The organism is Paenibacillus montaniterrae (genome assembly GCF_018403185.1).
Taxonomy (GTDB): domain Bacteria; phylum Bacillota; class Bacilli; order Paenibacillales; family Paenibacillaceae; genus Pristimantibacillus; species Pristimantibacillus montaniterrae.
This window is the reverse complement of record NZ_BOSE01000001.1, coordinates 887,090-913,094: the sequence shown is the minus strand read 5'-3', so window position 1 is coordinate 913,094 and position 26,005 is coordinate 887,090. Positions and strand designations below refer to the sequence as shown.

Annotated in this window: 25 protein-coding genes; 20 read left to right on the top strand and 5 right to left on the bottom strand. The window is 48.9% G+C overall.

The genetic code is table 11. The annotated features are described in order from the left end of the window. Positions 1–7: 7 nt before the first annotated feature. The 4 genes from KJS52_RS04355 to KJS52_RS04335 all read left to right on the top strand — a co-directional run bounded on the left by KJS52_RS04355 (position 8) and on the right by KJS52_RS04335 (position 5,586). Complete coding sequence (locus KJS52_RS04355; protein ID WP_213513465.1) at positions 8–1,288, top strand: MBL fold metallo-hydrolase; 1,281 nt, start codon at positions 8–10, stop codon at positions 1,286–1,288. Positions 1,289–1,411: 123 nt separating this feature from the next. Further along, the gene (locus KJS52_RS04350) at positions 1,412–2,254 is read left to right on the top strand and encodes a flagellin N-terminal helical domain-containing protein (RefSeq protein ID WP_213513464.1); all 843 of its coding nucleotides are present in this window, start codon (positions 1,412–1,414) and stop codon (positions 2,252–2,254) included. A gap of 274 nt (positions 2,255–2,528) precedes the next feature. Then, positions 2,529–4,571 carry a carbohydrate-binding module family 20 domain-containing protein gene (locus tag KJS52_RS04345; RefSeq protein ID WP_246563110.1) on the top strand — a complete coding sequence of 681 codons (2,043 nt, stop codon included), beginning with the start codon at positions 2,529–2,531 and terminating at the stop codon, positions 4,569–4,571. A gap of 106 nt (positions 4,572–4,677) precedes the next feature. Beyond that, on the top strand, positions 4,678–5,586 hold the full coding sequence (locus KJS52_RS04335; protein ID WP_213513463.1) for a LysR family transcriptional regulator: 909 nt from the start codon (positions 4,678–4,680) through the stop codon (positions 5,584–5,586). 102 nt (positions 5,587–5,688) lie between these two features. Here KJS52_RS04335 and KJS52_RS04330 read toward each other — a convergent pair whose 3' ends face one another. Continuing rightward, the gene (locus KJS52_RS04330; RefSeq protein ID WP_213513462.1) at positions 5,689–7,512 is read right to left on the bottom strand and encodes an ABC transporter ATP-binding protein; all 1,824 of its coding nucleotides are present in this window, start codon (positions 7,510–7,512) and stop codon (positions 5,689–5,691) included. Further along, a complete protein-coding gene (locus KJS52_RS04325) occupies positions 7,505–9,235 on the bottom strand; it encodes an ABC transporter ATP-binding protein (RefSeq protein WP_213513461.1) in 1,731 nt (576 codons plus the stop codon). Before KJS52_RS04325 ends, KJS52_RS04330 begins: the two co-directional genes overlap by 8 nt. 196 nt (positions 9,236–9,431) lie before the next feature. On the opposite strand from KJS52_RS04325, the gene KJS52_RS04320 reads away from it, so the two are divergent. From KJS52_RS04320 to KJS52_RS04305, 4 genes are all read left to right on the top strand, one after another. Beyond that, positions 9,432–10,145, top strand: coding sequence for a gamma-glutamyl-gamma-aminobutyrate hydrolase family protein (locus KJS52_RS04320; RefSeq protein ID WP_213513460.1), 714 nt, complete (start codon positions 9,432–9,434; stop codon positions 10,143–10,145). A gap of 241 nt (positions 10,146–10,386) precedes the next feature. Beyond that, positions 10,387–11,349, top strand: a complete 963-nt coding sequence (locus KJS52_RS04315; RefSeq protein ID WP_213513459.1) for a phosphodiester glycosidase family protein — start codon at positions 10,387–10,389, stop codon at positions 11,347–11,349. Positions 11,350–11,352: 3 nt separating this feature from the next. Continuing rightward, complete coding sequence (locus KJS52_RS04310) at positions 11,353–12,372, top strand: bifunctional glycosyltransferase family 2/GtrA family protein (RefSeq protein WP_213513458.1); 1,020 nt, start codon at positions 11,353–11,355, stop codon at positions 12,370–12,372. A 64-nt stretch (positions 12,373–12,436) separates the two neighbouring features. Further along, on the top strand, positions 12,437–12,727 hold the full coding sequence (locus KJS52_RS04305) for a DUF6509 family protein (protein ID WP_213513455.1): 291 nt from the start codon (positions 12,437–12,439) through the stop codon (positions 12,725–12,727). 95 nt (positions 12,728–12,822) lie between these two features. Here KJS52_RS04305 and KJS52_RS04300 read toward each other — a convergent pair whose 3' ends face one another. Both KJS52_RS04300 and KJS52_RS04295 read right to left on the bottom strand, forming a co-directional pair. Next, a complete protein-coding gene (locus KJS52_RS04300; protein ID WP_213513453.1) occupies positions 12,823–12,984 on the bottom strand; it encodes a hypothetical protein in 162 nt (53 codons plus the stop codon). Between the two features lie 84 nt (positions 12,985–13,068). Beyond that, a complete protein-coding gene (locus KJS52_RS04295) occupies positions 13,069–13,374 on the bottom strand; it encodes a DUF2627 domain-containing protein (protein WP_213513451.1) in 306 nt (101 codons plus the stop codon). A 190-nt stretch (positions 13,375–13,564) separates the two neighbouring features. Here KJS52_RS04295 and lpdA point away from each other — a divergent pair, with 190 nt between their 5' ends. The 6 genes from lpdA (at position 13,565) to KJS52_RS04265 (ending at position 20,605) form a co-directional block, all read left to right on the top strand. Continuing rightward, positions 13,565–14,992 (top strand): dihydrolipoyl dehydrogenase, encoded by a 1,428-nt coding sequence (gene lpdA, locus KJS52_RS04290; RefSeq protein WP_213513449.1) that lies wholly within the window; start codon positions 13,565–13,567, stop codon positions 14,990–14,992. 96 nt (positions 14,993–15,088) lie between these two features. Further along, positions 15,089–16,120: a thiamine pyrophosphate-dependent dehydrogenase E1 component subunit alpha gene (locus KJS52_RS04285; protein WP_213513447.1), complete on the top strand. Its 1,032-nt coding sequence runs from the start codon at positions 15,089–15,091 to the stop codon at positions 16,118–16,120. Continuing rightward, positions 16,120–17,103 carry an alpha-ketoacid dehydrogenase subunit beta gene (locus KJS52_RS04280; protein WP_213513445.1) on the top strand — a complete coding sequence of 328 codons (984 nt, stop codon included), beginning with the start codon at positions 16,120–16,122 and terminating at the stop codon, positions 17,101–17,103. The genes KJS52_RS04285 and KJS52_RS04280 overlap by 1 nt, the downstream gene beginning before the upstream one ends. Positions 17,104–17,134: 31 nt before the next feature. Beyond that, complete coding sequence (locus tag KJS52_RS04275) at positions 17,135–18,544, top strand: dihydrolipoamide acetyltransferase family protein (protein WP_213513438.1); 1,410 nt, start codon at positions 17,135–17,137, stop codon at positions 18,542–18,544. A gap of 39 nt (positions 18,545–18,583) precedes the next feature. Then, positions 18,584–19,273: a lipoyl(octanoyl) transferase LipB gene (gene lipB, locus KJS52_RS04270; protein ID WP_213513436.1), complete on the top strand. Its 690-nt coding sequence runs from the start codon at positions 18,584–18,586 to the stop codon at positions 19,271–19,273. 195 nt (positions 19,274–19,468) lie between these two features. Then, the gene (locus tag KJS52_RS04265; RefSeq protein ID WP_213513434.1) at positions 19,469–20,605 is read left to right on the top strand and encodes a M20/M25/M40 family metallo-hydrolase; all 1,137 of its coding nucleotides are present in this window, start codon (positions 19,469–19,471) and stop codon (positions 20,603–20,605) included. 56 nt (positions 20,606–20,661) lie between these two features. Here KJS52_RS04265 and mciZ read toward each other — a convergent pair whose 3' ends face one another. Continuing rightward, positions 20,662–20,814, bottom strand: a complete 153-nt coding sequence (gene mciZ, locus KJS52_RS04260; protein ID WP_213513433.1) for a Z-ring formation inhibitor MciZ — start codon at positions 20,812–20,814, stop codon at positions 20,662–20,664. A gap of 113 nt (positions 20,815–20,927) precedes the next feature. Here mciZ and KJS52_RS04255 point away from each other — a divergent pair, with 113 nt between their 5' ends. The 6 genes from KJS52_RS04255 to KJS52_RS04230 all read left to right on the top strand — a co-directional run bounded on the left by KJS52_RS04255 (position 20,928) and on the right by KJS52_RS04230 (position 26,000). Next, on the top strand, positions 20,928–21,491 hold the full coding sequence (locus tag KJS52_RS04255) for an NUDIX hydrolase (RefSeq protein WP_213513431.1): 564 nt from the start codon (positions 20,928–20,930) through the stop codon (positions 21,489–21,491). Positions 21,492–21,634: 143 nt separating this feature from the next. Continuing rightward, positions 21,635–22,240 (top strand): stage II sporulation protein M, encoded by a 606-nt coding sequence (gene spoIIM / locus KJS52_RS04250; protein ID WP_213513429.1) that lies wholly within the window; start codon positions 21,635–21,637, stop codon positions 22,238–22,240. Positions 22,241–22,394: 154 nt separating this feature from the next. Then, positions 22,395–22,850 carry a ferric iron uptake transcriptional regulator gene (gene fur, locus KJS52_RS04245; RefSeq protein ID WP_213513428.1) on the top strand — a complete coding sequence of 152 codons (456 nt, stop codon included), beginning with the start codon at positions 22,395–22,397 and terminating at the stop codon, positions 22,848–22,850. 127 nt (positions 22,851–22,977) lie between these two features. Continuing rightward, positions 22,978–23,205 carry a DUF4227 family protein gene (locus tag KJS52_RS04240; protein ID WP_213513426.1) on the top strand — a complete coding sequence of 76 codons (228 nt, stop codon included), beginning with the start codon at positions 22,978–22,980 and terminating at the stop codon, positions 23,203–23,205. Positions 23,206–23,254: 49 nt separating this feature from the next. Next, entirely contained in the window at positions 23,255–24,145 is an 891-nt protein-coding gene (locus tag KJS52_RS04235) for a site-specific tyrosine recombinase (protein WP_213513424.1), read from the top strand. A gap of 676 nt (positions 24,146–24,821) precedes the next feature. Further along, complete coding sequence (locus tag KJS52_RS04230) at positions 24,822–26,000, top strand: phosphopentomutase (protein ID WP_213513810.1); 1,179 nt, start codon at positions 24,822–24,824, stop codon at positions 25,998–26,000. Positions 26,001–26,005 lie beyond the last annotated feature (5 nt).

Sequence of the window (26,005 nt, the reverse complement as noted above, 5' to 3'; positions counted from 1 at the left end):
GAAGCTTATGCAAGAGCAAGTTAAGATAGACGTTTGGGGAGGAGCGGGAGAGCATGGCAGAGCCTGCTATCGCGTACAGGCAGGCGAGCACTCTGTTCTACTCGATTGCGGTGGCAAAAAGGAGCAGGGCGGTCTCTACCCGAGCATCGTTCCGGAGCAGGCTCAAGCGCTGCAGGCTGTGTTTCTCTCGCATGCGCATGAGGATCATATGGCTGCGCTGCCGCTGCTGCTCAAGCATGGCTATGCCGGAGACATTTGGCTGACAAGAGAGACGCATCGTCAGCTGTTCAAATACGCCAATGCCTGGCGAAACTACGTTGAAAAGCACGGGAAAACACTGCCCTATGCTTATTCCGACTGGGACCGGCTGAGCTGCCGCTTCCTTGATGAAGAGGCTGAGCAGGGAGAGTGGCTGACCATTAAGCCTGGACTTAAAATGTGCTGGGGGCCGAGCGGTCATTTGCCTGGCGCGGTTTGGCTGCTGCTGGAGCTGGAGGGCCAGCTCATTTATTATTCTGGTGACTACAGCAGCGAGTCGGCAGTGCTGCAGGCTGCTTTGCCTGACCAAGCACTGCTCGCAGGCCGAAAGCTTGCGGCTGCGATTGTTGACGCCGCATACGGTGCTGCGCAGTCCAGCCAGCAGTCGCTAGTGCAGGAGCTGCTGCTTAAAATAGATCAGGTATATCAGCGCGGCGGTCATATTTTGCTGCCTGTGCCGCTATACGGAAGAGGTCTTGACCTGCTGCTCGTGCTAAATGAGCAGCTTGCGCATATTCCACTTGCTGCTGAAGCCTCGCTAGTGAAGGAATGGGAGCGGTTATTGCAGGCAGAGGATGCTTCTTTATGGCTGCGGACTGGCAGCCAGGCCAGGCTTCGCCATGCGCTGAGCAAGGTGCGTACTGTTGCAGCGGCGGAGGAGCGGCAAAAGCTTGTCACAGATGAACCGCCGCATATTATATTGGCGCCTGACGCGATGATGCTCGCTGAGCCAGCCAGCAGCTATGGAAAGCTGCTGATGGACGACGCTCAACATGCTATTTTGTTCACTGGTCATGTCAGTGCGGATGTGGCTATGCCGGCAGCGATGAAATGCGAGGCTGCCAGCTATCTGTATAAGGTTCATCAAGGCTTGCCGGATGTTCAGCGAATGCTTGGCGAGCTGAAGCCGCAGCAAGTGCTGCTTGTGCATGCGAATGCAAAGGCGACTGAGCAGCTGGTGCATGAGCTGAAGCAGCTAGGCTTCGGTGCTCAATCCGAGCACTTTTTTTTGCCGTATCGGCAGTCATAAAATTTACCTAAAACCTGTAAAAATAATGATAACTGTTGTATAATAGTACTAATTCACTAAGCGGGGCAGGACAAGTCTGCCATCAGAGCTCAAGCTGAAGATAGCGAAGGAGGGAACAGTTCCATGTACATTCAAACCAATATAATGGCTAGCAACATACTGAGAAACTATCAGATGCACCAAGCCTCATTTGCCAGATCGATGGAACGGCTTTCCACAGGCTATCGCATTAATAGAGCAGCTGATGATCCAGCTGGCCTGGCCATATCGGAAAAAATGAGATTTCAAATCAACGGAATGAAGCAAGCATCGAGAAATATTCAGGACGGCATTTCCTTGGTGCAAACGGCGGAAGGGACAATGAATGAAGTTCACGCGATGCTGCAGCGGATGAACGTGCTGGCCAATCAAGCGGCCAATGGTACGTATGACGATACGCAGCGGGCGATGCTGCAGCTGGAATTCAATCAGCTGCGCGAAGAAATTTTTAGTATTACTGGCGGAGCTAATTTTAACGGGATACCCCTGTTGAATGGAGATAAATCACTTGATCCAGACAACAATAAGCATGGCTTAACCTTGCAGGTCGGCAGCGGTGCAGGCGATACTATGGTGATGGATATGCCGAATGTACTAGCGTCATTGAGCGGCATCGCCGATTTGGATATTTCCACGGCAGAAGGGGCGCGAGGTGCGCTGCAGTCGTTGAAGGATGCCGTAAACAATGTGTCGATGGATCGCGCCAAGCTTGGTGCTTATCAAAACCGCCTGGAGCATCGCTACAATTATGTAATGAACAATATCGAAAATTTAACCGCAGCAGAATCTCGGATAAGAGATGCAGATATGGCGGAAGAGATGACCACTATGATTCGTTCACAAATGATGATGCAGGTATCTACTTCACTGCTTGCTCAAGCCAATGCGATGGCAAGAAACATATTAAAGCTGCTGGAGGCAATATAGCATTAATGCCGCCGTTGTCAGGTCTTGATTCGGATCAAGAAGCTGGCAGCGGCTTTTATTTGCTTAGGGCGTGTCTGAAAGCCCGCTCAGACACGCCCTAGGCATGCAAACATGCTTTGCAAATTTCAGATTGACAGCGTTTATTGGTGATGACATAATAACGTTGACGATGAGCTGCAGCTAGAGCCATTAACATCAACTCATTTTTGTATGCGCATACATTTCATATTTTTCTCGTCGTCGATGCTATAACAAATGATAGGGAGAGTTGATAATGAAGAAAATGGCAAAGCAGTTATGTAAGGTGTTATTATTTTTTGTGCTACTTGTGCAAACGTTTGCGTATTCCGGGCTTGATGTAAATGGCGGACAGTTGAATTACGCCCAGGCCGCGGCAGTCAGCGATTATGGCTTGCCGGCGAAAACGGATGAAGGCGTTATTCTGCATGCGTGGAATTGGTCGTTCGATGCAATCAGAAGCCGTTTGCCGGAAATTGCCGCAGCAGGCTACAAGTCGATTCAAACCTCACCGATTCAAGGGACTAAAGAAAATACAATGAACGGCAGCAGCTGGTGGGTGCTGTATCAGCCTATTAATTTCAGCATCGGCAATGCGCAGCTAGGCTCAAGAGAGCAGTTCAGACTGCTGTGCGAGGAAGCAGAACGTTACGGCATCAACATAATAGTTGACGTTGTAGCCAATCATACGGCTAATGCAGGAGGTGGTTCACTGCAGTACACGCCTGCCTATAACGTAGATCCGTGGCTGCGCAATAATTCTAATTTTTGGCATGAGGCAAGAGGCGTCGACAATTGGAATGACCGCTGGCAGGTGACGCAGTGGGGCATCGGGCTACCGGACTTGAATACAGCGAATCAACAGCTGCAGACCAGCATCATCGCCTTTTTGAACGATGCGATAGCGCTTGGTGCAGACGGCTTTCGCTTTGATGCTGCCAAGCATATTGAGCTGCCATCAGATCCATATGGCGCATCGAACTTTTGGACGAATGTGCTTGGCTCGCTCAACAATCGCTCCAATCTGTACATCTATGGTGAAGTGCTGCAGGGTGGAGCCGACGCTTTTGCGCAGTATGCGAACTACATGGATGTTACGGCTTCCTACTATGGCAACAATATTCGCCATGCAGTCGGCTTCAACAGCAGCAAAAACGTCAACCTCGCCAAAGATTTTAATGCTGCTGGCGTAGCGCCCTCCCGACTGGTGACCTGGGTAGAGTCGCATGATACGTATGCCAATGACAGCAATGAGTCTACCTATATGAACGAATGGCAGCTTAAAATGGGCTGGGCAATGGTCGCTTCAAGAGCGCAAACGGTTTCGCTGTTTTTCAACCGTCCTGCGGGCAATGGGAAATTTGCCGCGAGTTTGGGAAATGCGGGTAATGATTTGTGGAAGGACCCGGATGTAGTTGCAGTAAACCAATTTCATAATGCAATGGCGGGCGAGGGAGAATATGTAAGAAATCAAGGCAATGAAATTCTGCTGGTTGAACGCGGCACGAAAGGCATAACGATCATTAATCTTGGCGGCGATGCTTATATTGACCAGCCAACCAATCTCGCGAGCGGCACCTATTCGAACAAAGCGACTGGCGGCGGCAGCTTTACAGTAGCAGGCGGCCGAATTACTGGAAATATTGGCGGCGGAAAAATAGCTGTTCTATACGAGCAGCAGCAACCGGAAACACCTGACCCGAATGCGGCGATCGTGGTGCATTATTATAAACCGGCAGCGTGGGGCACTCCAAACATTTATTACTATGATGATTCTACAGCTCCTGTAAAAGAAGGAGCTGCTTGGCCGGGCACGGCGATGACGAATCAAGGCAATGGCTGGTATTCGTATACGATCAAGGGCTGGGATCGGGCACGAGTAATTTTCAACAGTAACGGACAGCAAACGCCAGCCGCTCAGCAACCAGGCTATTTGCTCGCTAACAACGCATGGATTAAGGATGGAACCGTCAGCTACACGGCGCCAGAGGAGCAAGAGGAAGAGGCCAATGTCACCTTCCATGTGCAAAATGCGACGACTATGCTCGGACAAAACATATATCTGGTTGGCGACATCGCTGAGCTGGGCAGCTGGAATCCGCAGCAAGCTGTTGGTCCGGGCACTACGACGAATTATCCGACGTGGAGCTTTACGGTCAGCCTTCCGGTAGGAGAGACAATCCAGTTTAAAGCGATAAAGAAGGATTCGAGCAATCATGTCATGTGGGAATCGGGCTCAAACAGAAGCTATACTGTAAGCGCTAGCAATCCAAGCGTTAGCTTCAGCTTTAGACATTAGCTAGCGGTATGGAAATAAGCTTTAGTTCTGCTGGTCATAAGCTTAAATAAGCGATAAAATAAGGCATACAAGATATTTATAAAATTGGGAGAGTGGAGGGCGGAGCATGACTTTACAGCAATTGAAATACGTGCTCGAGGTGAACAAGCATGGATCGATGAATGAAGCGGCACGGCACCTGTTTATTTCTCAGCCGAGCCTGTCCAACGCAATCAAGGAGCTGGAGAAGGAGCTATCCATTACGATCTTTGAGCGGACCAACAAAGGGATTACGTTGACGCAGGAAGGTGTGGAATTTTTAAGCTATGCGCGCCAGGTTGTCGAGCAGGCGGAGCTGCTGGAGATGAAATATTTGAATGCCGCACCGTCGCCGCAGCATTTTTCCGTCTCGACCCAGCATTATGCATTTGCAGTAAATGCCTTTGTACAGCTTGTGAAAGAGCATGGTCAGCAAAAATACGAGCTTGCGCTAAGAGAAACGAAAACGTATGAAATTATCGAGGATGTTAGAACGATGCGAAGCGAGATCGGCATCTTGTTTCTAAATGATTTCAACCGCAAGGTCATATCCAAGCTGCTGCGCGATGCGAATCTTGAATTTCATACGCTGTTTGTCGCCACGCCGCATGTCTTTATTAGCATATACAACCCGCTTGCCAAGCGCACCTCCGTCACGATGCAGGATTTGGAGGAATATCCGTATTTGTCGTTTGAGCAGGGGGAATACAATTCCTTTTACTTTTCAGAGGAAATTCAAAGCACCGTATCCCGGCCGAAAAGCATCAAGGTTAACGATCGGGCTACACTGTTTAATCTGTTGATCGGCGTCAACGGCTACACCATTTCGTCAGGCGTGCTCAGCAAGGATCTAAACGGCAATGAAATTATTCCTGTACCGCTGGAGATCGACGATCATTTGGAAATTGGCTGGATCGCCCATCGCAATGTGACGCTGTCTATTTTGGCAGAGGCATATATTGAAGCGCTCAAGCAGCAGGTGGAGCAGGAAAAATAATGTTCGGGCATAAAAAAACGGGATCGGCGTCGTAGATTGGCGCTATCCCGTTTTTGCATGTTTATATGGCTGACACCGCTCTTATGGCAAGCCAAACTTAGCTTATTGCGCGGAAGCCCGCTTAAACTGGCTGCTGTACAGCTCGTAGTAGCGTCCTTTAGCAGCAAGCAGCTGCTCATGCGTACCGCGCTCAATAATTTGTCCTTGATCTATAAATAGAATCTGATCAGCCTCGCGGATCGTGCTAAGCCGATGGGCAATGACAAAGCTCGTTCTGCCCTGCAGCAGCTTGGCCATCGCTTGCTGAATATGCATTTCCGTTCTTGTGTCGATATTGCTCGTCGCTTCATCGAGAATAAGAATAGCAGGATCAGCCAGCAAGGCGCGCGCAATTGTAATAAGCTGGCGCTGCCCTTGGCTAAGATTGCTGCCTTCCGCTGCAAGTACCGTCTCATACTGCTGAGGCAGCTCGACAATAAAGCGATGCGCATTGGCTGCTTGAGCCGCTTCAATAATTTCTTGCTTCGTTGCGTTCAGCCTGCCGTAGCGAATGTTTTCATAGATTGTGCTGGAAAACAGATGCGCATCCTGCAGCACAATGCCAAGCTGTGAGCGCAGCTGGTCCTTATTGAATTGCTGCAGCGGCATGCCGTCAATCAATATACAGCCGGACTGAATGTCATAGAAGCGAGTCAGCATATTAATGATCGTCGTTTTTCCAGCGCCTGTCGGTCCGACAAGCGCGATTGTCTGTCCAGCCTTGGCGTGCAAATTAATGTCCTTCAAAATCGTCGTATGCTCGTTATAGCCAAACGAGACATGCTCGAAGGTTACATCGCCAGTTATCCGCTGCGTGTTCGCTTCCGCTTCTGTTCCATATTCATCCTCTGTGTCGATTACTTCGAAGACACGCTCCGCTCCTGCAATACCCGATTGAATCATGTTGAACTGATTGGCCAGCTCATTGATTGGCCGCTGAAACTGCTTGGAATAATTAATGAAGGCGACGATGACGCCGACTGAGGTCCATTCCTGGAACGCCATCCAGCCGCCAACTGCTGCGATAATGGTGAAGCTCGTATGATTGAGCACATTCATTACAGGGCCAACAAGCCCGGCATAGATTTGAGCTTTAATACTGGCTGAGGTAAGGCGTTTATTTTTATCGGCGAACTGTCTGGCAGCGTACTGCTCGCGCTGCGCCAGCTGAATGGCCTTCTGACCGGCAATTGTTTCTTCAATAAAGCCGTTCAGCTCGCCAAGCTGCTTCTGCTGCTCCGAGAAATGCTTTCTCGTAAAGGAAGCAACGTATTTCGTGAACAGCATGACCAGAGGTATCGTTACCATACATAGAAGCGTCAGCCACACATTCATATAAAGCATGAATGCGACCGATCCAACTAACGATATAATGCTGGAAATGATGCCCGTTGTGCTTTGATTAAGGCTGGCGGATACATTTTCAATATCATTGGTCGTGCGGCTCATCAGCTCGCCATGCGTCCGGCGGTCAAAAAATGAAACCGGCAGGCGCTGCATCGCTGCAAACAGCGTTGTACGCATGCGCTGAACCGCCAGCTGCGCTACCTTGACCATTACCTTTTGCTGCAGCCACGTAAACCATGACGCCCCGCCATACAGTAGGAGCAGCAATGCAGCGAGCTTCATCAGACCATGCCAGTCGCCCTTCATAATAAACATATCAATCGACAGTCCTAGCAAATAAGGTGTAACAAGATTAAGCAGTGTTGCAATAATGGTAAAGCTGATCACGGCAACGATGCCGCGCTTGTAATAGCTTAAATAATGCCACAGTCTTTTGATCGTGCTCCAGCTATTGACAGGCTTCGCTTTTTCCATTCGATTAGCCTGCGCCGTATTGCCGCGCATGCTGAAATCCGGGGGAGCAGAAGTTTTATTAGACATAGCTAGCCTCCTCGCTGCCAAGCTGAGACTGATAAATTTCCCGATATTCCGCCGATTGAGCAAGCAGCTCTTGATGGGTGCCTTGCGCTGCAATTTTTCCTTGATCAAGCAGCAGGATGTGATCGGCGTCAAGCACCGAGCTTATTTTTTGCGCTACGATAATAACGGTGCTATGCTTCATCAGCTTGGCAATGCCTTGTTGAATGCAGGCTTCGGTTCGCATATCAATTGCACTGGTGCTGTCATCGAGGATAAGCAGCTTAGGCTTGGCTAGCAGCGCGCGAGCGATTGCAATCCGCTGCTTCTGACCGCCTGACAGATTGACGCCGCGCTGTCCGAGCGTTGTATGATAGCCTTGCGGAAAGCGTGCAATAAATTCATCTGCCTGAGCGGCGCGGGCTGCAGCGATAATTTCCTCCTCTGTCGCATCAGGCTTGGCCAGCGCGATATTTTCCGCTATCGTGCCCGTAAACAGAATGCTTTCCTGCAGCACATAGCCAATTTGCGAGCGCAAAGCTGCCAAAGAGTAGCTTGTCACTGGCCGATGATCGATATAAAGCTCGCCCTCAGTGGCTTCATAGAGTCTTGGAATTAAGGAAATCAAGGTTGATTTTCCTGAGCCTGTGGCGCCGATAATCGCCAGCTTTTGCCCGGCGTTGATCGAAAAGCTAATATGCTGCAGCTGATAGGCGGTTGATTGCTCCTCATAGCGAAACGACACATTGCGGAATTCAAGATGCCCTGCAATAGCCTCCTCGACGCTTCCCGCATCCTCGATCTCGGAGCTTGTGCGCAGCACCTCGACAATGCGGTCGCTGCTCACCTTAGCAGCGCTTAATCGCACCAAATGATTGGCTACCGCCGAAATTGCAAACAAAAGCTGTGTCACATAGTTGATATATGCGACGAGCAAGCCGATCTCAAATGAGCCGTTAATAACGTCGCGGCCGCCCAGCAGCAGCACAGCGACGATGCTGACGTTTAAAATGATGGACAGCAGCGGACCGTTAAGCGCAATCAGCGTCTGCGCCTTAATGCTGTAATCGGTAAAGCTTTCGTTTGCTTGCCCAAAGCGCTCCTCTTCATACTGCTGACGGACAAATGCTTTGGCTGCGCGAATTCCAGTCAAATTTTCCTGCAACACCGTATTCATGCGGTCGAGCCTGCCCTGGACCTTGGAAAACAGCGGCATCGTTGCTTTAATAATGAGCGCCATTACGATAAATAGCAGCGGAACGGCAATGGCGATAATAACCGACAACTTCAAGCTGATATATACCGCCATAATTAAGCTGCCCACTAACAGAAGCGGAGAGCGTACAAGCACGCGCAGCAGCATTTGCACCATGTTTTGCAGCTGTACAACATCGTTCGTCAATCGTGTAATAATCGAGCCGGACTCCAGCGTGTCCATATTGCGGAAGGAAAATGCCTGCACCTTGCCAAAAAGGTCACTGCGCAAATCGGCACCGAAGCGCATGGATGCGATCGAAGCGAAAATTGTGCAGCCTACTCCGCCGATCAAGCCAATCAGTGCAGCTCCTATCATCATTAAGCCAGAGCTGATAATGTGCGACTGATCTCCGGCAACAATTCCTTCATCAATAATGCTGGCCATCAGCATCGGCTGCAGCAGGTCCATCGCAACCTCAATGACCATAAGCAGTGGAGCAAGCAAGGCGGCCACCCAATGCGGTCGCAAATATTGAAAAATATGCTTCATGTTCAATTCCTTTCTCTAAAGTTCAATGCTACCGTTCGTTTGTTCTTAACTATTTTACTATTAAAACAAATATAGTTGTACTGAAATTGTGCAAGTAGTGTAAATCTTCATGAATGAAGTGTATTCAGCCTGAGCCGTTCATTTACTACAATGAAAAGAAAATAGATTTGATGGTAGGAGATTGGAGGCAAAGCGAATGAGGAAACCGATTATAGGGGTTCTGCCGCTTGTGGATGAATTTAAGTTCAGCTACTGGATGCTGCCTGGCTATATGAAGGCGATAGAGGAAGCGGGCGGGATTCCGATTATGCTTCCATTAACGAGCAATTCAGCAATATTGGAGCAGCTGGCGACAGGGCTCGACGGCCTGCTGTTTACAGGAGGACATGATATTAACCCGGAGCTGTATGGGCAGGAGGCGACCCCGGCCTGCGGCACAATTATTTCAGAGCGGGATGAGATGGAAAAGCGGCTGTTTCAGCTGGGACATGCGCTTGATTTGCCAATGCTCGGCATTTGTCGCGGCATTCAATTGTTCAATGCATTGCTGGGCGGGACATTATATCAGGATTTGCCAAGCGAATTTCCTTCCGAGCTTGTCCATGCGCAAAAGCCGCCGTACCATATCCCGGCGCATGAGGTTAAGCTGGAGCGCCGCAGCAGCTTGTATCGCCTGCTAGGCATAGATAAGCTGAAGGTGAACAGCTATCATCATCAGGCGATTCGCAGTCTTGCTCCCGGCTGTCAGGTGATGGCGCGGGCAAGCGATGGGATTATTGAAGCGATTGAGCACCCGGGGTATCGCTATTTATTGGCTGTTCAATGGCATCCCGAATTTTCATACGAGCATGACGAGGCGAGTCAAAAGCTGTTTGCGCAATTTGTGCAGGCTGCAGGCTCGGCTAAATAATCGAGCTTAATATGAGGGCTTGTTCAGATTGTCAGTTTTACTGACTTTTTGAGCAAGTCTTTTTTTGTATTGCCGCAGCAATCGTTTTCGTTATGCACTACTTTCAACAAACTTTCAGCTTGTCATAAGCTGCTCTTCAGCAACATGCCCTAAGCTAAGCATATCGCAAATGACAGAAAAGGGAGCTTGCAGCAGTAGAAATGACCTGCCGCTGCAGCTTAGCAAGGGAGGACGAGGTTATATGAAGCGCAAGTGGATCTATATCGCCTGCTTGCTGGTGCTGCTGATCGGCATTATTTTGTACGGATTAGCCAAGCGCTATCTTATTCCGCAGGTCGAGCTGGATCTTGATCAGCAACAGCAGGCACAGCAAAATGATTCAGACCAGTCGAACGAAGAGAATCCGATCAATCAATCGCAGCAGGAGCAGGCCGAATACGATGACTGGAGCTATCAGGATGAGCATATCCAGATTCAAATTAGCCAGCATGAGCAAGGGAGCGGGGACGATCGCATTACCTATTATGTTGCTGATGTGGAGCTCAGTGACGCCGCTTATTTGCAGACGGCGCTTGCCCATAACCAATTTGGCCGCAACATTGTTGATTACACCTCGGCGATTGCTGCTGATCACGCTGCGATACTGGCAATTAACGGCGATTACTATGGCTTTCGCAGCGACGGCATCGTCATTCGCAACGGACTTTTGCTGCGCGATAAAGGTGCTCGCACAGGCATGGCTATTTATAAGGATGGCACTGTTCAAAGCTACGATGAAACAAAGGTAAGCGGCGAGCAGCTGATCGCTGACGGCGCTGTGCATACCTTTTCATTTGGCCCTGTGCTAGTCGAGAACGGAGTTGCTAATACGGATTTCGATCATGTCATGATTGATACGAATTTTGGCAACCGTTCTATTCAGAATGCGAACCCGCGCACAGGCTTCGGATATATTGCGCCAAACCATTATGTATGGGTTGTCGTGGATGGGCGCAAAGAGGGCTATAGTCGCGGCATGACGCTGAATGAATTTGCTCAGCTGTTTGAACAGCTGGGTGCGCAGCTTGCCTATAATTTGGACGGAGGCGGCTCGTCTACGCTGGTATTTATGGACAGTGTAGTCAATAACCCGCTCGGTAAGCAAAAGGAGCGCGAGGTTAGCGATATTATTTTTATCGGTCAATCTGCAGCAGAGGGGGAGTAGGCGATGATTGTAATTATCCCGGCATATGAACCGGATGACCGGCTAATCGAGCTGTGTACGCGGCTGAAACAGCTTCCGCATGAGGAGCTGTTGATCGTCGACGATGGCAGCGGAGAAGACTATCGGCATATATTCGCTGCTTTGGCCGCACAGGGCTGTACCATTTTAACGCATACGCTCAATCAGGGAAAAGGCGCTGCACTTAAAACCGCATTTCAAGAGCTGCTGCAGCGCCAATATGATGGTGTCATTGTATGCGCCGATTGCGATGGCCAACATGCGCTGCATGATATTATGGCAGTGGCAGCGGCGGTTAGCGCGCCAAAACAAATTGTGCTTGGCACAAGAGTGTTTGTCGGGGCTGTGCCGTTTCGCAGCCGCTTTGGCAACCTGTTTACGGCTGCCATTTATCGTTATGTTACGGGTATTGCGATCAACGATACGCAAACCGGACTGCGCGCTTGCTCAGCCTCGCTGCTGCCATGGCTGTGCAGCATTAAAGGCGATCGTTTTGAATATGAAATGCGCATGCTTATGCAGGCTGCCGAGCAGGGCGTCGAAATGGTGGAGGTCACGATTGAAACGATCTATCTGGAGCATAATAAATCCTCACATTTTCGTCCAATAAAGGATTCATTGCTTGTCTATTGGCCTATTTTGAAATTTGCGGCTGCTTCGCTAATCAGCTTTTTACTCGACTTTGTCGTGCTGCTGGTGCTGTATACGCACACGGATCAGCTATTGATTTCGGTAATGATTGCGCGTGCGATCAGCTCGTTATGCAATTTCACCTTAAATCGTCAGCTTGTTTTTTTGCAGGGCAAGAAAAGCTCGCTATATTCCTCTGTATGGAAATACTTTAGTCTGGTCATTCTTAACGTATTGTGCAACTACGCTCTGCTTTATGTGCTGACTGCTTGGCAACTTGTGCCGTTCGTACCTGCCAAGCTCGCTGTGGAGGCCCTACTATTTCTTTTTAGCTATTGGGTGCAGCAGCGGTATATATTTCGTACACGCTCATAGCAATGTGGCGTTGGCAGTGCTATAATACGAATACTGTCATTTTAGTTTAAGAAGGAGAGACTGAATGTTTACAATTAAGGAATATACGGTTGAGACGGTTGCTGATCCATTCAAAATTTTAAGCGGTGAGCGTTTTGAATTTTTAATTGATCTTGAGGTAGAGGAAGATGATGAGCTGCATCATGAGGCAGGCGTTAAGCTGCGCGTTATTTATGCAGTGGAGAACGGAGCGGGCCGCATCGTAAAATATGAATTTTTAACAGCCGACACAGGCAAATATATAGACATTGAAATGGAAGACGACGAGCTTGCAATGGTTGCGCAGTTTTGCGATGAAAACTATGGACAAGCCTGAATACCGGCTCAATTGCATTGCATTGCATTGCATTGGAACTTCAAGCCCCACTTTGTGGGGTTATTTTTTATTGCAAAATAAAAGACGCTTCGAGATTAATATTCGAAGCGTCTCGACAGATGAACATCGGAACCGTATTTTTCTTCCAGCAATGAAAATTGCTGCTCGATAAACTGTCGCAATTCCTTCAAGCGCGAAGTCATCGGTCGCAATGTATCAATCTTTTGTCCATTTACAATGACATCATAAACGATCATTTTATTCCCTCCTCCTTTAAGCTTATGCTCAGTATAGAGGCGGATTGTTAAAAGGACATTAAATTGACGTCAAAAGGATGTAAATTATTGCTGCTTTGCTCTTGTTGGTTTAGGCGGTTTATTGCGCTTCTCCTTAAATCGCGGAGCAACGTAGTTGCGCTTGCGGTCCCGGTAAAAGGTCCAGCCGGCGATAAAGCCTGCGCCAGCAGCAAACATAATCAGACCTAGTAAAAATTTGCCCCATTCAAAGCTGGACCTTACAGCATCATCTCCAAATGAGCTCCAATATAGAAATAACGAATCCTTCATTTTAAGGAAGCCGAAGCAGGCGACAATGCCAGGAATGACGAGCAGCAAAATGGCAATTAGTCGTTGAGTAATTAATTTCATGGACGAGCTCCTTCTTATCATTAATTCAATTCTCCATCAATTGACACTATCGTACCATAAAAAGCTAGCCTTTTTAATACTATACTAGAAATGTGCGTGATGGAGCAAAAAGAGGTACAATAAGGAAATGGTTCATGATCTTTATTGTATTTGAATTTGTATGATCTCTTATATGATGGAGGGTTTTAGGATGGCGATTCAGGTTGATGTTGCAATTTTGGGCGGGGGCCCTGGCGGATATACAGCGGCAATCCGAGCTGCGCAGCAAGGCAAATCAGTAGCGATTGTGGAAATGGACAAGGTAGGCGGGACATGTCTGCACCGCGGCTGTATTCCGAGCAAGGCGCTGCTAAGGAGCGCAGAGGTTTATCGCACCATTTTAACCGCTGCCGACTACGGGGTGGAGCTGCAAGCGGATGTAAGCGGCTTTCAATTCAGCTCGGTGCAGCGTGTCAAGCAGGATAAGGTAACGCAGCTATACAAAGGGCTGCAAGGGTTAATGAAGCGCAATGGCATTCAGATGATTAAAGGAAAGGCGCGGGTTATCGGTCCTTCTATTTTTTCACCGCGCAGCGGAGCGCTCGCTGTAGAGCTGGAAAATGGAGATATGGAATCGGTTGTTGGCCAGCAGCTTATTATCGCTACAGGCTCAAGACCGCGCAATATTGCTGGCTTGGAGCCTGATGGCATTCGTATTTTAAGCAGTGATCATGCGTTGGAGCTGGACAAGCTGCCTGACAGCATGTTGATTGTTGGCGGCGGCGTAATCGGTGTGGAATGGGCTTCGCTGCTGCATGATTTTGGCGTCAAGGTGACAATCGTCGAGCTTGGAGCAAGACTGCTGCCAGGCGAGGATGCGGAAATATCATTGGAAATGACGCGCCAGCTTACGAAGCGCGGCATTCGCGTCTTGACGAGCGTGCAGCTTGAGGTGGACAGCTTCGTTGCAACAGATCAAGGCTTTACCATTTCGGCGCAAACCGCTGAAGGCAAGGTTGTGCTGGAAAGCAGCCAGATGCTGGTTTCGATCGGACGGATTGCCAATTGCGACGATATCGGGCTGGAAAACACCGATGTTCGCATAAAGAATGGCGTGATAGCAGTTAATGATTTTGGTCAAACCTCCGAGCCGCATATTTATGCGATTGGCGATGTCATCGGCGGCGTTCAGCTTGCTCATGCGGCGGCGCATGAAGGCATTATTGCTGCTGATCATATTTGCGGCAAGTCCGTCATTCCAGTCGCACATCATCAAATTCCGCGCTGCATCTATTCTTTTCCGGAAATTGCCTCATACGGCTACACGGAGGCGGCAGCGATCGCGGCAGGCTATGAATTGAAAAAAGCAAAGGTGCCGTTTGCCGCAGTTGGCAAGGCGGTCGTTTCAGGGCATACAGAAGGATTTGTGAAAGTAATTGCCGATAAAGCAACGGATGATATATTGGGCGTACATATTATCGGCGAGCATGCCACGGAGCTCATTTCCGAAGCGGCGCTGTCAGGCTGGCTTAATGCCGCGCCTTGGGAGGTCGGAGCAATGGTTCATCCGCATCCGGCGCTATCGGAAGCAATTGCTGAGGCGATGCTTGGCGTGGATGGCCGTTCAATTTCATTATAAATGTCACATATTAATTTGTGGATCATAGGAGTATAATAGAACTATGACGTGGTATTAGTACCAGGTTTTAATTTGTTAGAAGAGGAGGAAGATAATATGTCTCTATTGTCTTCGACAGGTCAGCAGGAAAAACATCAGCGATTGGGTTTGAACGATGAAACCTTGGTTGCGATGTATACGCAAATGCTCACAGCAAGAATGTATGATGAGCGAATGATGTTAATGCAGCGAGCAGGTAAAATCAACTTTCACGTGTCTGGAATCGGCCAAGAGGTTGCACAGGTTGCTGCTGCCTTCGCGCTTGATCGAAACAATGATTATTTTCTTCCTTACTATCGTGACTATGGCTTTGTGCTTTCGGTTGGCATGACCTTGCGCGAACTGTTTTTATCTGCTTTTGCCAAAGCGGAGGACCCGAACAGCGGCGGCAGACAAATGCCAGGACATTTCGGCAGCAAGCGGCTTAGAATTGTAACGGGCTCCAGTCCGGTTACAACTCAGGTTCCTCATGCAGTAGGCTTTGCACTCGCGGCAAAAATGAAGCAAAAAAGCTTTGTCAGCTTCGTTACATTTGGCGAGGGCTCAAGCAATCAGGGAGATTTTCATGAGGGCTGCAACTTTGCTGGCGTGCATAAGCTTCCTGTCATTTTGATGTGCGAGAACAATCAATACGCAATCTCGGTTCCTGTACATAAGCAGGTAGCGGGTAAAATAGCAGATCGCGCGCTTGGCTATGGCTTTCATGGCGAGCGTGTCGATGGCAACGATGCACTGGAGGTGTATCGCGTCATTAAGGAGGCGCGCGAGCGTGCGATTCGCGGCGATGGCCCGACCTTGATTGAGGCGATGATGTACCGAATTTCACCTCATTCCACATCCGATAACGATTTGGCGTACCGTACGAAGGAAGAGGTTGATCATTACAAAGCGATGGATGGGCTGCCAAGATTCAAGCTGTATTTGCAGGAGCTTGGTCTATGGAACGAGGAACTGGAGCAGCAGCTGCGCGAGGAAATCAAGCGCCAGCTCGATGATGCCAGCAGCTACGCTGAAAAAGCGCCATTCCCTACGCCTGAATCAGTGCTTGACCATGTGTATGCTGATGATCGCAAGGAGGCGAACCGATAATGCCAACGATGAACTATATAGATGCCATTACTTCAGCGATGAGGGAAGAAATGGAACGCGACGATAATGTGTTTGTGCTTGGAGAGGATGTTGGCGTCAAGGGCGGCGTGTTTACAACAACGAAAGGCCTGTATGAGCAGTTCGGCGAATTAAGGGCGATGGATACGCCATTGTCTGAATCGGCAATTGCAGGCGTTGCGATTGGTGCGGCAATGTACGGCATGCGTCCGATAGCGGAAATGCAGTATTCTGATTTTATGTTCCCGGCGACGAACCAGATTATAAGCGAAGCGGCGAAAATTCGTTACCGCTCCAATAATGACTGGAATTGCCCTGTCGTAATTCGTGCCCCGATTGGCGGCGGCGTGTTTGGCGGCTTGTATCATTCGCAATGTCCAGAGTCTGTATTTTTTGGTACGCCTGGCTTGAAAATTGTGGCGCCGTATCGTCCATACGATGCCAAGGGCTTGTTGAAGGCGGCAATTCGCGACGAGGATCCTGTCCTTTATTTTGAAAACAAAAAAAGCTATCGTCTCGTAAGCGGCGAAGTGCCTGAAGATGATTACATTGTAGAAATCGGCAAGGCTAATGTGCTGCGCGAAGGCGACGATATTACTGTTATTGGCTACAGTCTGCCGCTGCGCTTTGTCGAGCAAGCAGCTGAGGAGCTGGCGGAGGAAGGAATTAGCACGCATATTCTCGATCTGCGTACGATCCAGCCGCTCGACAAGCCAGCAATTATAGAGGCGGTCAGACGTACAGGCAAGGTGCTTATTGTCCATGAAGACAATAAGACGGGCGGCGTTGGCGCTGAGGTAGCGGCGATTATTGCCGAAGAGCTGCTGTTTGAGCTGGATGCGCCGATTATGCGCCTGTGCGGTCCTGATGTGCCGGCGATGCCAATCAATCCTCCAGGCGAGAAGTTTTTCTTGCTGAATACAGAAAAGGTTAAGGCAGCCATGAAGCAGCTAGCTGAGTTTTAATCCTGCCTATCCTGTAAGGAGTTGAACGAAAATGAGTGTTATAACTGAAATTAAATTGCCGCAGCTGGCTGAATCTCAGGTGTCTGCGACGATTGACCGCTGGCTGAAGCAGCCCGGAGAATGGGTTGATGTCTACGAGCCTATCTGTGAGGTCAATACAGACAAAGTTAACGCAGAAATTCCGTCTACAGTGGCAGGCAAGCTGACGAAAATATTGGTTGGAGCGGGCGAGGATGTGCCTGTAGGGACGGCGATCTGCATTATTGAAGCTGAAGGCGGCGAAGAGGAAGTGAAAACTGACGCGCCGGCAGGTGCAGGTGCTGAATCTGCCAATGCTGCTTCTGCCAGTGCTGCTTCTGCCAGCTCAGCTTCTGTCAATGCTGCGAGTGCTGCTGAAGTAAGATCTACATATGCAGCAGGTGCAGGCGATTCTCAGGCTGCGCCGCGAGCTGTGCAGCCGCAAGCCTCGGAAGCTGCTTCCATGCGCAACCGTTATTCGCCAGCAGTGCAGACGCTGGCTGCGCAGCATGGCATCTCGCTGGATCAGGTTCAAGGAACAGGCATGGGCGGCAGAATTACGCGCAAGGATGTGCTTGCATTTGTTGCATCTGGAGCACAGGAGGTTCGCAAGCCTGAGGATATGCAGGACAATGCTTCGATGCAGGTACGCTCTAGCGGCATCCATTTGTCGGAAATGCCGCGCATACCGAAGATTGAAATCGATGATGCCTACGTGCAGGGACGCGGCGAAACCTATATTGATGTAACGCCGGTACGCAATACGATTGCACGCAATATGCGGCAAAGCGTTAGCGAAATTCCGCACGCATGGACGATGATCGAGGTCGATGTCACCAATCTCGTACTGCTGCGCAACAAATACAAGGACGAATTTAAAAATCGCGAGGGCGTTAACTTAACCTATTTGGCTTTCCTGATTAAATCGGTCGTCAATGCGATTCGCGATTTCCCGATTATGAACTCAGTTTGGGCAGTTGACAAAATTATTGTGAAGCGCGACATTAACATTTCGCTGGCAGTCGGCACAGAGGATTCGGTGATGACGCCAGTTATTAAAAACGCTGACCATAAAAATGTTGCGGGCATCGCCAAGGAAATCGAGGAGCTGGCGCGCAAAACGCGCGAAGGCAAGCTGACGCTGTCTGACATGCAGGGCGGAACCTTTACGGTAAACAATACGGGCTCATTTGGCTCGATTTTATCTTACCCGATTATTAACTACCCGCAGGCTGCGATTTTGACATTTGAGTCGATTGTGAAGAAGCCGGTTGTTATCAATGATATGATTGCTGTGCGTTCGATGGCTAATATTTGTTTATCGCTTGATCATCGCATTCTTGACGGCGTCATTTGCGGACGGTTTTTGCAGCGCGTGAAGGAAAATTTGGAAAGCTTTAATCTGGAAAGCTCCATATACTGATATAATAAAGGTATTGTTGAAACAAAGGAGTATACAATCATGACAGAAGCGAAAGCAAGCACTACACGCAACATGTTGGACGCTCGTTATATCGGTATGCTTGACTATAAAGAAGCATGGGATTTGCAAAAAGCATATGTGCAGGAAATCGACAAGGGGGAGCGTGCGGAAACGCTGCTCCTTCTTCAGCATTCACCGACCTATACGCTCGGCTCGGATCGCCATCCCGAGCATTTGCTGCTGGATGAAGAGACGCTCAAAAAGCGAGGCATATCCGTGTATAATATTGATCGCGGCGGTGACATTACTTATCATGGTCCAGGGCAGTTAGTTGGCTACCCGCTTATTTATCTTGATGCAGCAGGCCTCGATTTGCATGGCTATTTGCGCAAGCTTGAAGCGGTCATTATCGACTGGCTGGCGCAATACGGGATAGAAGGCGGCAGAAAACCGGCATATACTGGCGTATGGGTGGGTGATGAAAAGATCGCGGCGATCGGTGTGAAATTCAATAAAGCGAAGCAAAGACGCGGATTTATTACGAGCCATGGCTTTGCGCTCAACATTAAGTCGGGTATTGCCGCTGAAGGCTTTAGCGGAATTGTCCCATGCGGGATACAAGAGTATGGCGTCACTTCATTTAACGATATAACGAAAATGAATATGACTGTGGAGGAAGCTGCGGCACAGATTGCGCCGCTATTCAAACAACGCTTTAATTTTGCCTAGGCAGGCCCCGTCTTACATGAAGATGGAGCCGATACCTGCAAATAATGTAGTGATGAGAAGTGCTGCTGCGACGATAATAGCAACGATTTTTATTAGTTTTTGCTGACGCATAGTTGTACATTCTCCTTTCAAATTGGATGGAATTGAACATTACAATTTCTATTGTATACGAAATTGTGGAATGGAGGAAACAAAATGGTACAAGAAAAACGATTAGTTCAACAATTTTTCGAACTTGTTCAGGTCGACAGCGAGTCAGGCAATGAAGCGGAAATTAGCAAGCTGCTGAAGCAGCGTTTGCAGGAGCTGGGGTTAACGGTTACCGAGGATAATGCGAAGGAAATTACCGGCCATGGCGCGAACAACTTATTTGCGGTGCTGGAAGCGAGTGCGGATGCTGTGGAGCAGCCGACGATTTTATTTACATGTCATATGGATACTGTTACGCCTGGCAACGGCATAAAGCCGCAGCTGGACGAGGACGGCTACATTCGATCAGATGGGACTACGATTTTGGGAAGCGACGACAAGGCGGGAATCGCAGCGCTGCTTGAAGCGATTCAGGTCGTTAAGGAAAGCGCCAGCCCGCATGCTCGCGTGCAGGTAGTCATTACGGTCGGCGAGGAGTCAGGCTTGCTTGGCGCACGCGCCATCGATCCCGCCATGCTGGAGGCTACATACGGCTATGCGCTGGATTCTAATGGAGACATCGGAGATATTGCTGTAGCGGCTCCAACACAAGCGCATATCGTCATTGAAGTTTTCGGGAAATCAGCTCATGCCGGCGTCAGCCCGGAAAAAGGCATCAGTGCGATTCAGGTTGCCGCCAAAGCGATCAGTGCAATGAAGCTGGGGCGAATTGATGAGGAAACGACAGCGAATATTGGGCGCTTTGAAGGTGGCGGCCCAACGAATATCGTGTGCGACTATGTCAAGCTTGTTGCAGAAGCGCGCAGCATTAAGCAGGAAAAGCTGGACGCTCAAGTTGCCCATATGAGGCAAGCAGTGGAGGAAACGACAGCTAAATTTGGCGCAACCTCAAATTTTAAAAGCAATATTGTGTATCCGGCGTACTGCCATACCGATGACAGCGACGTTGTCAAGCTGGCCAGCCGCGCCATCACTGCAATTGGCGCTACACCACGCACCTTCCATTCTGGAGGCGGCAGCGACGCGAATATCTTTAACGGCTTGGGCGTACCAACGGTCAATCTCGCGGTTGGCTATGAGCATATCCATACAACCAACGAGCAGATTAAGGTGGAAAATTTGGTGAAAACGGCAGAGCTTGTCGTTGAGCTTATGAAGCAATCGGCTCAATTTAAAGCTTAACGATTGAGCTTCGTCAAAAACAAACAGGCACTTTATGGCTGGCTGCAGCCAGACGGCTAGCTTTTTTTACGGCTTGTGCGACCCGATAGATATTGTGTAACGGTCGCCTTGCCGCCGTCATCCTGCAGCAGCGCATGAAGTGTTTTTTTTATTTCGCCTGCTTTTCCAGACAGTGTCATTCGATTTTGATGGATATGTTGCTTGATCATATAGGCTCGCTCCTTTCATTTGTTCCAGCTTATGATTGGAGGAGCGGCATTATGTCAGCTTGTCCGAAAAAGCAGTTATTTTAATGCAGTAACGAATTGGAGGAGAATTTTATATGGAAAAGCGCAGTGAGAAAATTTGGCATGAGCCTACGTTAGCAACAGAGCATATCTTTAAAGGGAAAATAATCGAGCTCCAAGTCGATACAATTGAGCTGCCTGACGGCAGAACAGCAACGCGCGAAATAGTACGTCATCCTGGTGCCGCTGCGGTCATTGCTTTGCATGAAGGCAAGCTTATTGTCGTTGAGCAATATCGCAAGCCGCTCGGCAAAACACAAATTGAAATTCCTGCCGGCAAGCTTGACCCGAATGAAGAGCCGCAGCTTGCTGCTGTTCGCGAGCTGGCGGAGGAGACGGGCTATGTGGCCCATTTTGTCCAGCTGCTGCAAAAGTTTTATACTTCACCAGGCTTTGCGGACGAGCTGCTGTACGTCTACTTTACCGATCAAGTTACAGCAGGCGAACAGCATTTGGATGAGGACGAGGATGTCATCGTAAGGCTGATTACGCTGGAGGAAGCAGACCGCTATATTGCCTCAGGCCAGATCAGCGATGCAAAAACGCTGCTTGCTGTATACGCCTGGAAGCTGCTGCAGGCTACAGGCAAGCTGCAATAATCATTTGTGCATGAATCGTTTTGAATGACAAGTACGAATTGCGTGCCTGCCTGCGGCTGCTGCAAATATTACTTCGCCATGCATAAGCTCTATCAATCTAGCATAGTAGTAAAGAAGAAGCTAGATTACAAGGAGCGAGTGCAATGCAAAATCAGTGGAGTAAGTGGATTTACTTGGCGATCGTCATGCTTGCGGGGGCAATATGCGGCAGCATTTTTCTGCAGGCTTTGCCAGCTGCGCAGCAGGAGGAGCTGAATCAGGGGCTGGTCAGCTACGTGGCTTGGATGAACCAGCCCGCCGCGGTCGATCAATCGATGCTTTTCTGGGACACCTTTTTCAAGCATGTAAAGTGGGCTGCAGCGTTGATTGTGCTCGGCATTTCGATGATCGGCATACCTTTCATCGTCGTGCTTGTTTTTATGAAGGGCTTTCTGCTGGGCAGCTCCATTTATATGCTCGTACAAGCATTCGGCAGCGAAGGGATATGGCTCAGTCTGTTTACGATTGCGCCGCATAATATGATTACGCTGCCCGCTATTATTGTGTTAAGCGGAGCTGCATTGTCGTTTGCCGGTTTTTTGTTCAATCAGCGCATACGCAAGCAGGGTGGCGTTATGTCGGAGCAGCTTATCAGCTTCTCAACCATCGCGATGGCGATGCTGCTGCTGCTCGCTTGTGCGGCGTTAGTAGAGGTCTATGTGTCGCCGCTGCTGTTAAATTGGTACGCCGCAGGCGGCTCGTCATTATGATCGCTGCCAGACCAGCAATGGTCGGTTAAATCTTGCAATAACGTTTGACTTCTACCTGAAAAAGCTAATATAATGAAAACATATTTTAGAAGATGTTCAAAAAGCGAGATTTTTGAACATATCCCTAGTAGGAGATGTAGGTAGGAGGACATTAATGGAAGCCCAAATTGATAAAATTAAACAGCAGCTTCAAGCTCAGGGCTACAAGTTAACTCCGCAGCGTGAGGCGACACTACGGATCTTGCTTGAGAACGAGGAAGATCACCTTAGCGCAGAAGATGTTTTCCTGATGGTGAAGGAGATTGCCCCAGAAATTGGACTGGCAACTGTGTATCGCACCTTGGAATTGCTAACAGATCTACATATTGTTGAAAAGCTGAATTTTGGCGATGGTGTAGCAAGATATGATCTGCGTGGCGATACGAATCATCACCATCATCATCATTTAATCTGTGTGCAATGCGGCGTCGTAAGCGAAATTAAGGATGATTGGCTGCTTCCGCTTGAAGAACGCTTGCAAGCGCAATTTGGATTTGAAACACTGGATCATCGGCTCGATTTTCATGGCATATGCAAAAACTGCCGTGAAAAGAACGATCAGAAATCATAACAGGCCCTGCTTTTCCACCTAATGGGATTGCAGGCCTTTTTTCTTAGCGCCTGGGCGTGCCAAGCATCATAATTTGCATGTGGACAACATATGGTCTAGTAACATGTGCAAAGAAGGAGGCTTTCAAATGCCAGCGATGAAGGAATTGGTAGGGCGCTTTCTGTTTTTTTTGCTTTTTGTTGTATTATTAGTTGTAGTGACAGCAGCCTATCAGTGGCTGCATAGCCTTTTCAGCTTTGGTTCGCCATATGATATGCCAAGCGGAGATGCTGTCAAAGTGTTTCATAGCGGCAGCACTCTTGAACAGTACAGCATACCGGATCGACTGATTTGGTTTTTTCGTTATGGTGAATAAAATTTGGGAGCATGGCAGCAATAAGCAGTAAGCAGTAAGGAGTGGCAGGATGCACGAGCAGTTTTACGAATATTTAAATGTTTTGAAGCATGAGCGAAAGCTTTCCGTCAATTCCTATCAGTCCTATGAGCGTGATTTGTTGAAGTTTTTCGGGTATCTCGAGGATCAGGCGGTTACGAGATGGAGCGGCGTACATAAGCATCATTTGCTGAAATATGTAAATACTTTAAAGGAAGCGGAGCTCAAGCCTTCCACCATTGCTCGCCATATTGTGTCGATTCGCGCATTGTTTCATTATTTAATGCTGCAGGATCATATCTCGTATGACCCTACCATTTATCTTGAGTCCCCCAAGCAAAAAAAGCAGCCGCCTCGTACGATTACGCAAGAAACGACAGAAAATTTGCTGAATGCGCCAGACACCTCAAGCGCAAGTGGTTTGCGTGATAAGGCGATGCTAGAGCTGCTTTACGCAACAGGCATTCGCGTTTCTGAGCTAGTTGCGCTCAATATCGAGCAGGTTCACTTATCGCTTGGCTTTTTGCAATGCATCAGTCCAAGCGGCAAGGAGCGCATCGTTCCATTCGGCAGCTACGCCAAGCAAGCTGTGGAAGCGTACTTGAGCAAGGGCAGAGAGCAGCTTGCTACAGAACGAACCACGCCAGAGGTGCTGTTTTTAAACCATTTAGGCACGCGCATGACTCGTCAAGGCTTCTGGAAGCTGCTGAAAAAATACGGTAGCGAAGCGGGGATCGAGGAAGAACTGACACCCCATACACTGCGCCATTCCGTAGCTGCCCATTTGCTGCAAAATGGAGCAGACGTGCACGCAGTACAGGAGCTGCTTGGCCATGTAGATATTTTAACAACGATGAAGTATGCGAATTTACCGAGAAAAGCGATGAAGGACGCGTATAAAAACGCACACCCCCGCGCTTAAATAAAAGGAAGAGGTAGTTTAAAAAGTCCGAAGTTGATTACGAAGCTTAGCGTTGCAGCATAGTCGGCATCGAATATGGCAGGCTACCGAAAGCTGCGGTGCTCACGTAGCTTATGCCTTCGCTGCGCTCCTCGCTTTCTAGTATCCGGCCATCTTCTCGGTACTGAACTCCGAACTTTTTAAACCACGATTGGAAGATGTTGTTTAAAAGCTGGACTTTGATGACGATGCGATTGCGCTGTAGCTTAGTCTACAGCGAATCTTGAACGCTAGCGAAAGATTATGCTTCCGAGGTATGTTTCCTGCGGAAACATTTAGGTGCTCACGTAGCTTGTGCTACGCTGCGCTCCTCGCTTTATACTAGCGTCCAAGCTTCTTGGTCCTGCCATAAAAAAAGCTACAGCGAAGGAGCAATGCATACCGAAAAACGGAGTGTGTCGCCTTTAACATCGTAATACAACCTATAAATATTCAAATAAGAGCATTGCGATTTAAAAAGCGACTTGAGGATGCATTGCTCCGGAGCGCTGAAAAACGGAGTGTGTCGCCTTTAACATCGTAATACAACCTATAAATATTCAAATAAGAGCATTGCGATTTAAAAAGCGACTGGAGGATGCTTTACTCCGTAGCGCTGAGGATGAATTTAATTTTGATAATAAAGGAGCAGCCTGTTATGAAGTTTAATCGTGTAGCAGTAATCGTGTTGGATAGTGTCGGGATTGGCGAGCTGCCGGATGCAGCGGAGTTTGGCGATGCAGGCAGTCATACGCTGGGGCATATTGCCAGGGAATACAGCATGCAGCTCCCTCATTTGCGGGCGCTTGGTCTGGATCGCATCGCGCCAATCCATAACTGGCAGCCGGATGAGGCTGCGCCAGCCAAAGCGTATTATGGAAAAATGGCAGAGGTGTCTGTTGGCAAGGATACGATGACGGGCCATTGGGAGCTGATGGGGCTGAAAATTGAGAAGCCGTTTCAAACTTTTCCAGATGGATTTCCACAGGAGCTGCTTGAGGCGTTTGAGCAGCGCACGGGTCGGAAGGTAATTGGCAATAAAGCGGCGAGTGGTACAGCTATTATTGAGGAATTAGGCGAGCAGCAAATGGAAACGGGTGCATGGATTGTTTATACGAGTGCTGACAGCGTCTTCCAAATCGCTGCGCATGAGGAGATCATTCCGCTTGAAGAGCTGTACAAGGCTTGTCAAATTGCCAGAGAGCTTACGATGGAGGAACGCTTCTCGGTTGGACGAGTAATTGCTCGTCCTTACGTTGGGCAGCCAGGCAGCTTTACGCGGACGCCGAATCGCCATGATTATGCCGTGAAGCCGCCTCAGCCAACGGTGTTGAATGCGCTGCAGGACGCAGGGCTCGATACGATTTCTGTCGGGAAAATATACGATATTTTTGATGGCGAAGGCATTAATCAATCTAATCCGACGAAAAGCAATGCTGACGGTATTGAAAAAACGATTGCGCTGCTCGATACGAATTTCAAGGGCTTGTTGTTTACGAATCTTGTAGATTTCGATTCGTTGTATGGCCATCGCCGCGACCCGATTGGCTACGGCCAGGCGCTTGAGCAGTTCGATCAAGCAGTTCCAGCGCTGCTGGAGCGAATTGGCGAGCAGGATCTGCTCATTATTACTGCCGACCACGGCAATGATCCAACGCATCCAGGGACAGATCATACGAGAGAATATGTTCCGCTGCTCGTTTATAGCCCGGCATTCCAGGCGCCAGCACATTTGGAAACTCGAGCAACATTTGCTGATCTGGGTGCGACGATTGCACAAAATTTTGAAGTTGCGGCTCCGCCAACGGGGACAAGCTTTTTACATCTATTGCAGTAGGGCTG

What these genes read in the sequence shown, in the direction of transcription:
- spoIIM (WP_213513429.1), top strand. Translation starts at nt 21,635, where the DNA reads ATGCAAAATCAGTGGAGTAAGTGGATTTACTTGGCGATCGTCATGCTT.
- KJS52_RS04330 (WP_213513462.1), bottom strand. Translation starts at nt 7,512, where the DNA reads ATGTCTAATAAAACTTCTGCTCCCCCGGATTTCAGCATGCGCGGCAAT.
- KJS52_RS04325 (WP_213513461.1), bottom strand. Translation starts at nt 9,235, where the DNA reads ATGAAGCATATTTTTCAATATTTGCGACCGCATTGGGTGGCCGCCTTG.
- KJS52_RS04335 (WP_213513463.1), top strand. Translation starts at nt 4,678, where the DNA reads ATGACTTTACAGCAATTGAAATACGTGCTCGAGGTGAACAAGCATGGA.
- KJS52_RS04300 (WP_213513453.1), bottom strand. Translation starts at nt 12,984, where the DNA reads ATGATCGTTTATGATGTCATTGTAAATGGACAAAAGATTGATACATTG.
- KJS52_RS04285 (WP_213513447.1), top strand. Translation starts at nt 15,089, where the DNA reads ATGTCTCTATTGTCTTCGACAGGTCAGCAGGAAAAACATCAGCGATTG.
- mciZ (WP_213513433.1), bottom strand. Translation starts at nt 20,814, where the DNA reads ATGATCAAGCAACATATCCATCAAAATCGAATGACACTGTCTGGAAAA.
- KJS52_RS04240 (WP_213513426.1), top strand. Translation starts at nt 22,978, where the DNA reads ATGCCAGCGATGAAGGAATTGGTAGGGCGCTTTCTGTTTTTTTTGCTT.
- KJS52_RS04350 (WP_213513464.1), top strand. Translation starts at nt 1,412, where the DNA reads ATGTACATTCAAACCAATATAATGGCTAGCAACATACTGAGAAACTAT.
- KJS52_RS04355 (WP_213513465.1), top strand. Translation starts at nt 8, where the DNA reads ATGCAAGAGCAAGTTAAGATAGACGTTTGGGGAGGAGCGGGAGAGCAT.
- KJS52_RS04275 (WP_213513438.1), top strand. Translation starts at nt 17,135, where the DNA reads ATGAGTGTTATAACTGAAATTAAATTGCCGCAGCTGGCTGAATCTCAG.
- KJS52_RS04305 (WP_213513455.1), top strand. Translation starts at nt 12,437, where the DNA reads ATGTTTACAATTAAGGAATATACGGTTGAGACGGTTGCTGATCCATTC.
- KJS52_RS04310 (WP_213513458.1), top strand. Translation starts at nt 11,353, where the DNA reads ATGATTGTAATTATCCCGGCATATGAACCGGATGACCGGCTAATCGAG.
- KJS52_RS04345 (WP_246563110.1), top strand. Translation starts at nt 2,529, where the DNA reads ATGAAGAAAATGGCAAAGCAGTTATGTAAGGTGTTATTATTTTTTGTG.
- lipB (WP_213513436.1), top strand. Translation starts at nt 18,584, where the DNA reads ATGACAGAAGCGAAAGCAAGCACTACACGCAACATGTTGGACGCTCGT.
- KJS52_RS04230 (WP_213513810.1), top strand. Translation starts at nt 24,822, where the DNA reads ATGAAGTTTAATCGTGTAGCAGTAATCGTGTTGGATAGTGTCGGGATT.
- fur (WP_213513428.1), top strand. Translation starts at nt 22,395, where the DNA reads ATGGAAGCCCAAATTGATAAAATTAAACAGCAGCTTCAAGCTCAGGGC.
- KJS52_RS04255 (WP_213513431.1), top strand. Translation starts at nt 20,928, where the DNA reads ATGGAAAAGCGCAGTGAGAAAATTTGGCATGAGCCTACGTTAGCAACA.
- KJS52_RS04235 (WP_213513424.1), top strand. Translation starts at nt 23,255, where the DNA reads ATGCACGAGCAGTTTTACGAATATTTAAATGTTTTGAAGCATGAGCGA.
- KJS52_RS04265 (WP_213513434.1), top strand. Translation starts at nt 19,469, where the DNA reads ATGGTACAAGAAAAACGATTAGTTCAACAATTTTTCGAACTTGTTCAG.
- KJS52_RS04315 (WP_213513459.1), top strand. Translation starts at nt 10,387, where the DNA reads ATGAAGCGCAAGTGGATCTATATCGCCTGCTTGCTGGTGCTGCTGATC.
- KJS52_RS04295 (WP_213513451.1), bottom strand. Translation starts at nt 13,374, where the DNA reads ATGAAATTAATTACTCAACGACTAATTGCCATTTTGCTGCTCGTCATT.
- KJS52_RS04320 (WP_213513460.1), top strand. Translation starts at nt 9,432, where the DNA reads ATGAGGAAACCGATTATAGGGGTTCTGCCGCTTGTGGATGAATTTAAG.
- lpdA (WP_213513449.1), top strand. Translation starts at nt 13,565, where the DNA reads ATGGCGATTCAGGTTGATGTTGCAATTTTGGGCGGGGGCCCTGGCGGA.
- KJS52_RS04280 (WP_213513445.1), top strand. Translation starts at nt 16,120, where the DNA reads ATGCCAACGATGAACTATATAGATGCCATTACTTCAGCGATGAGGGAA.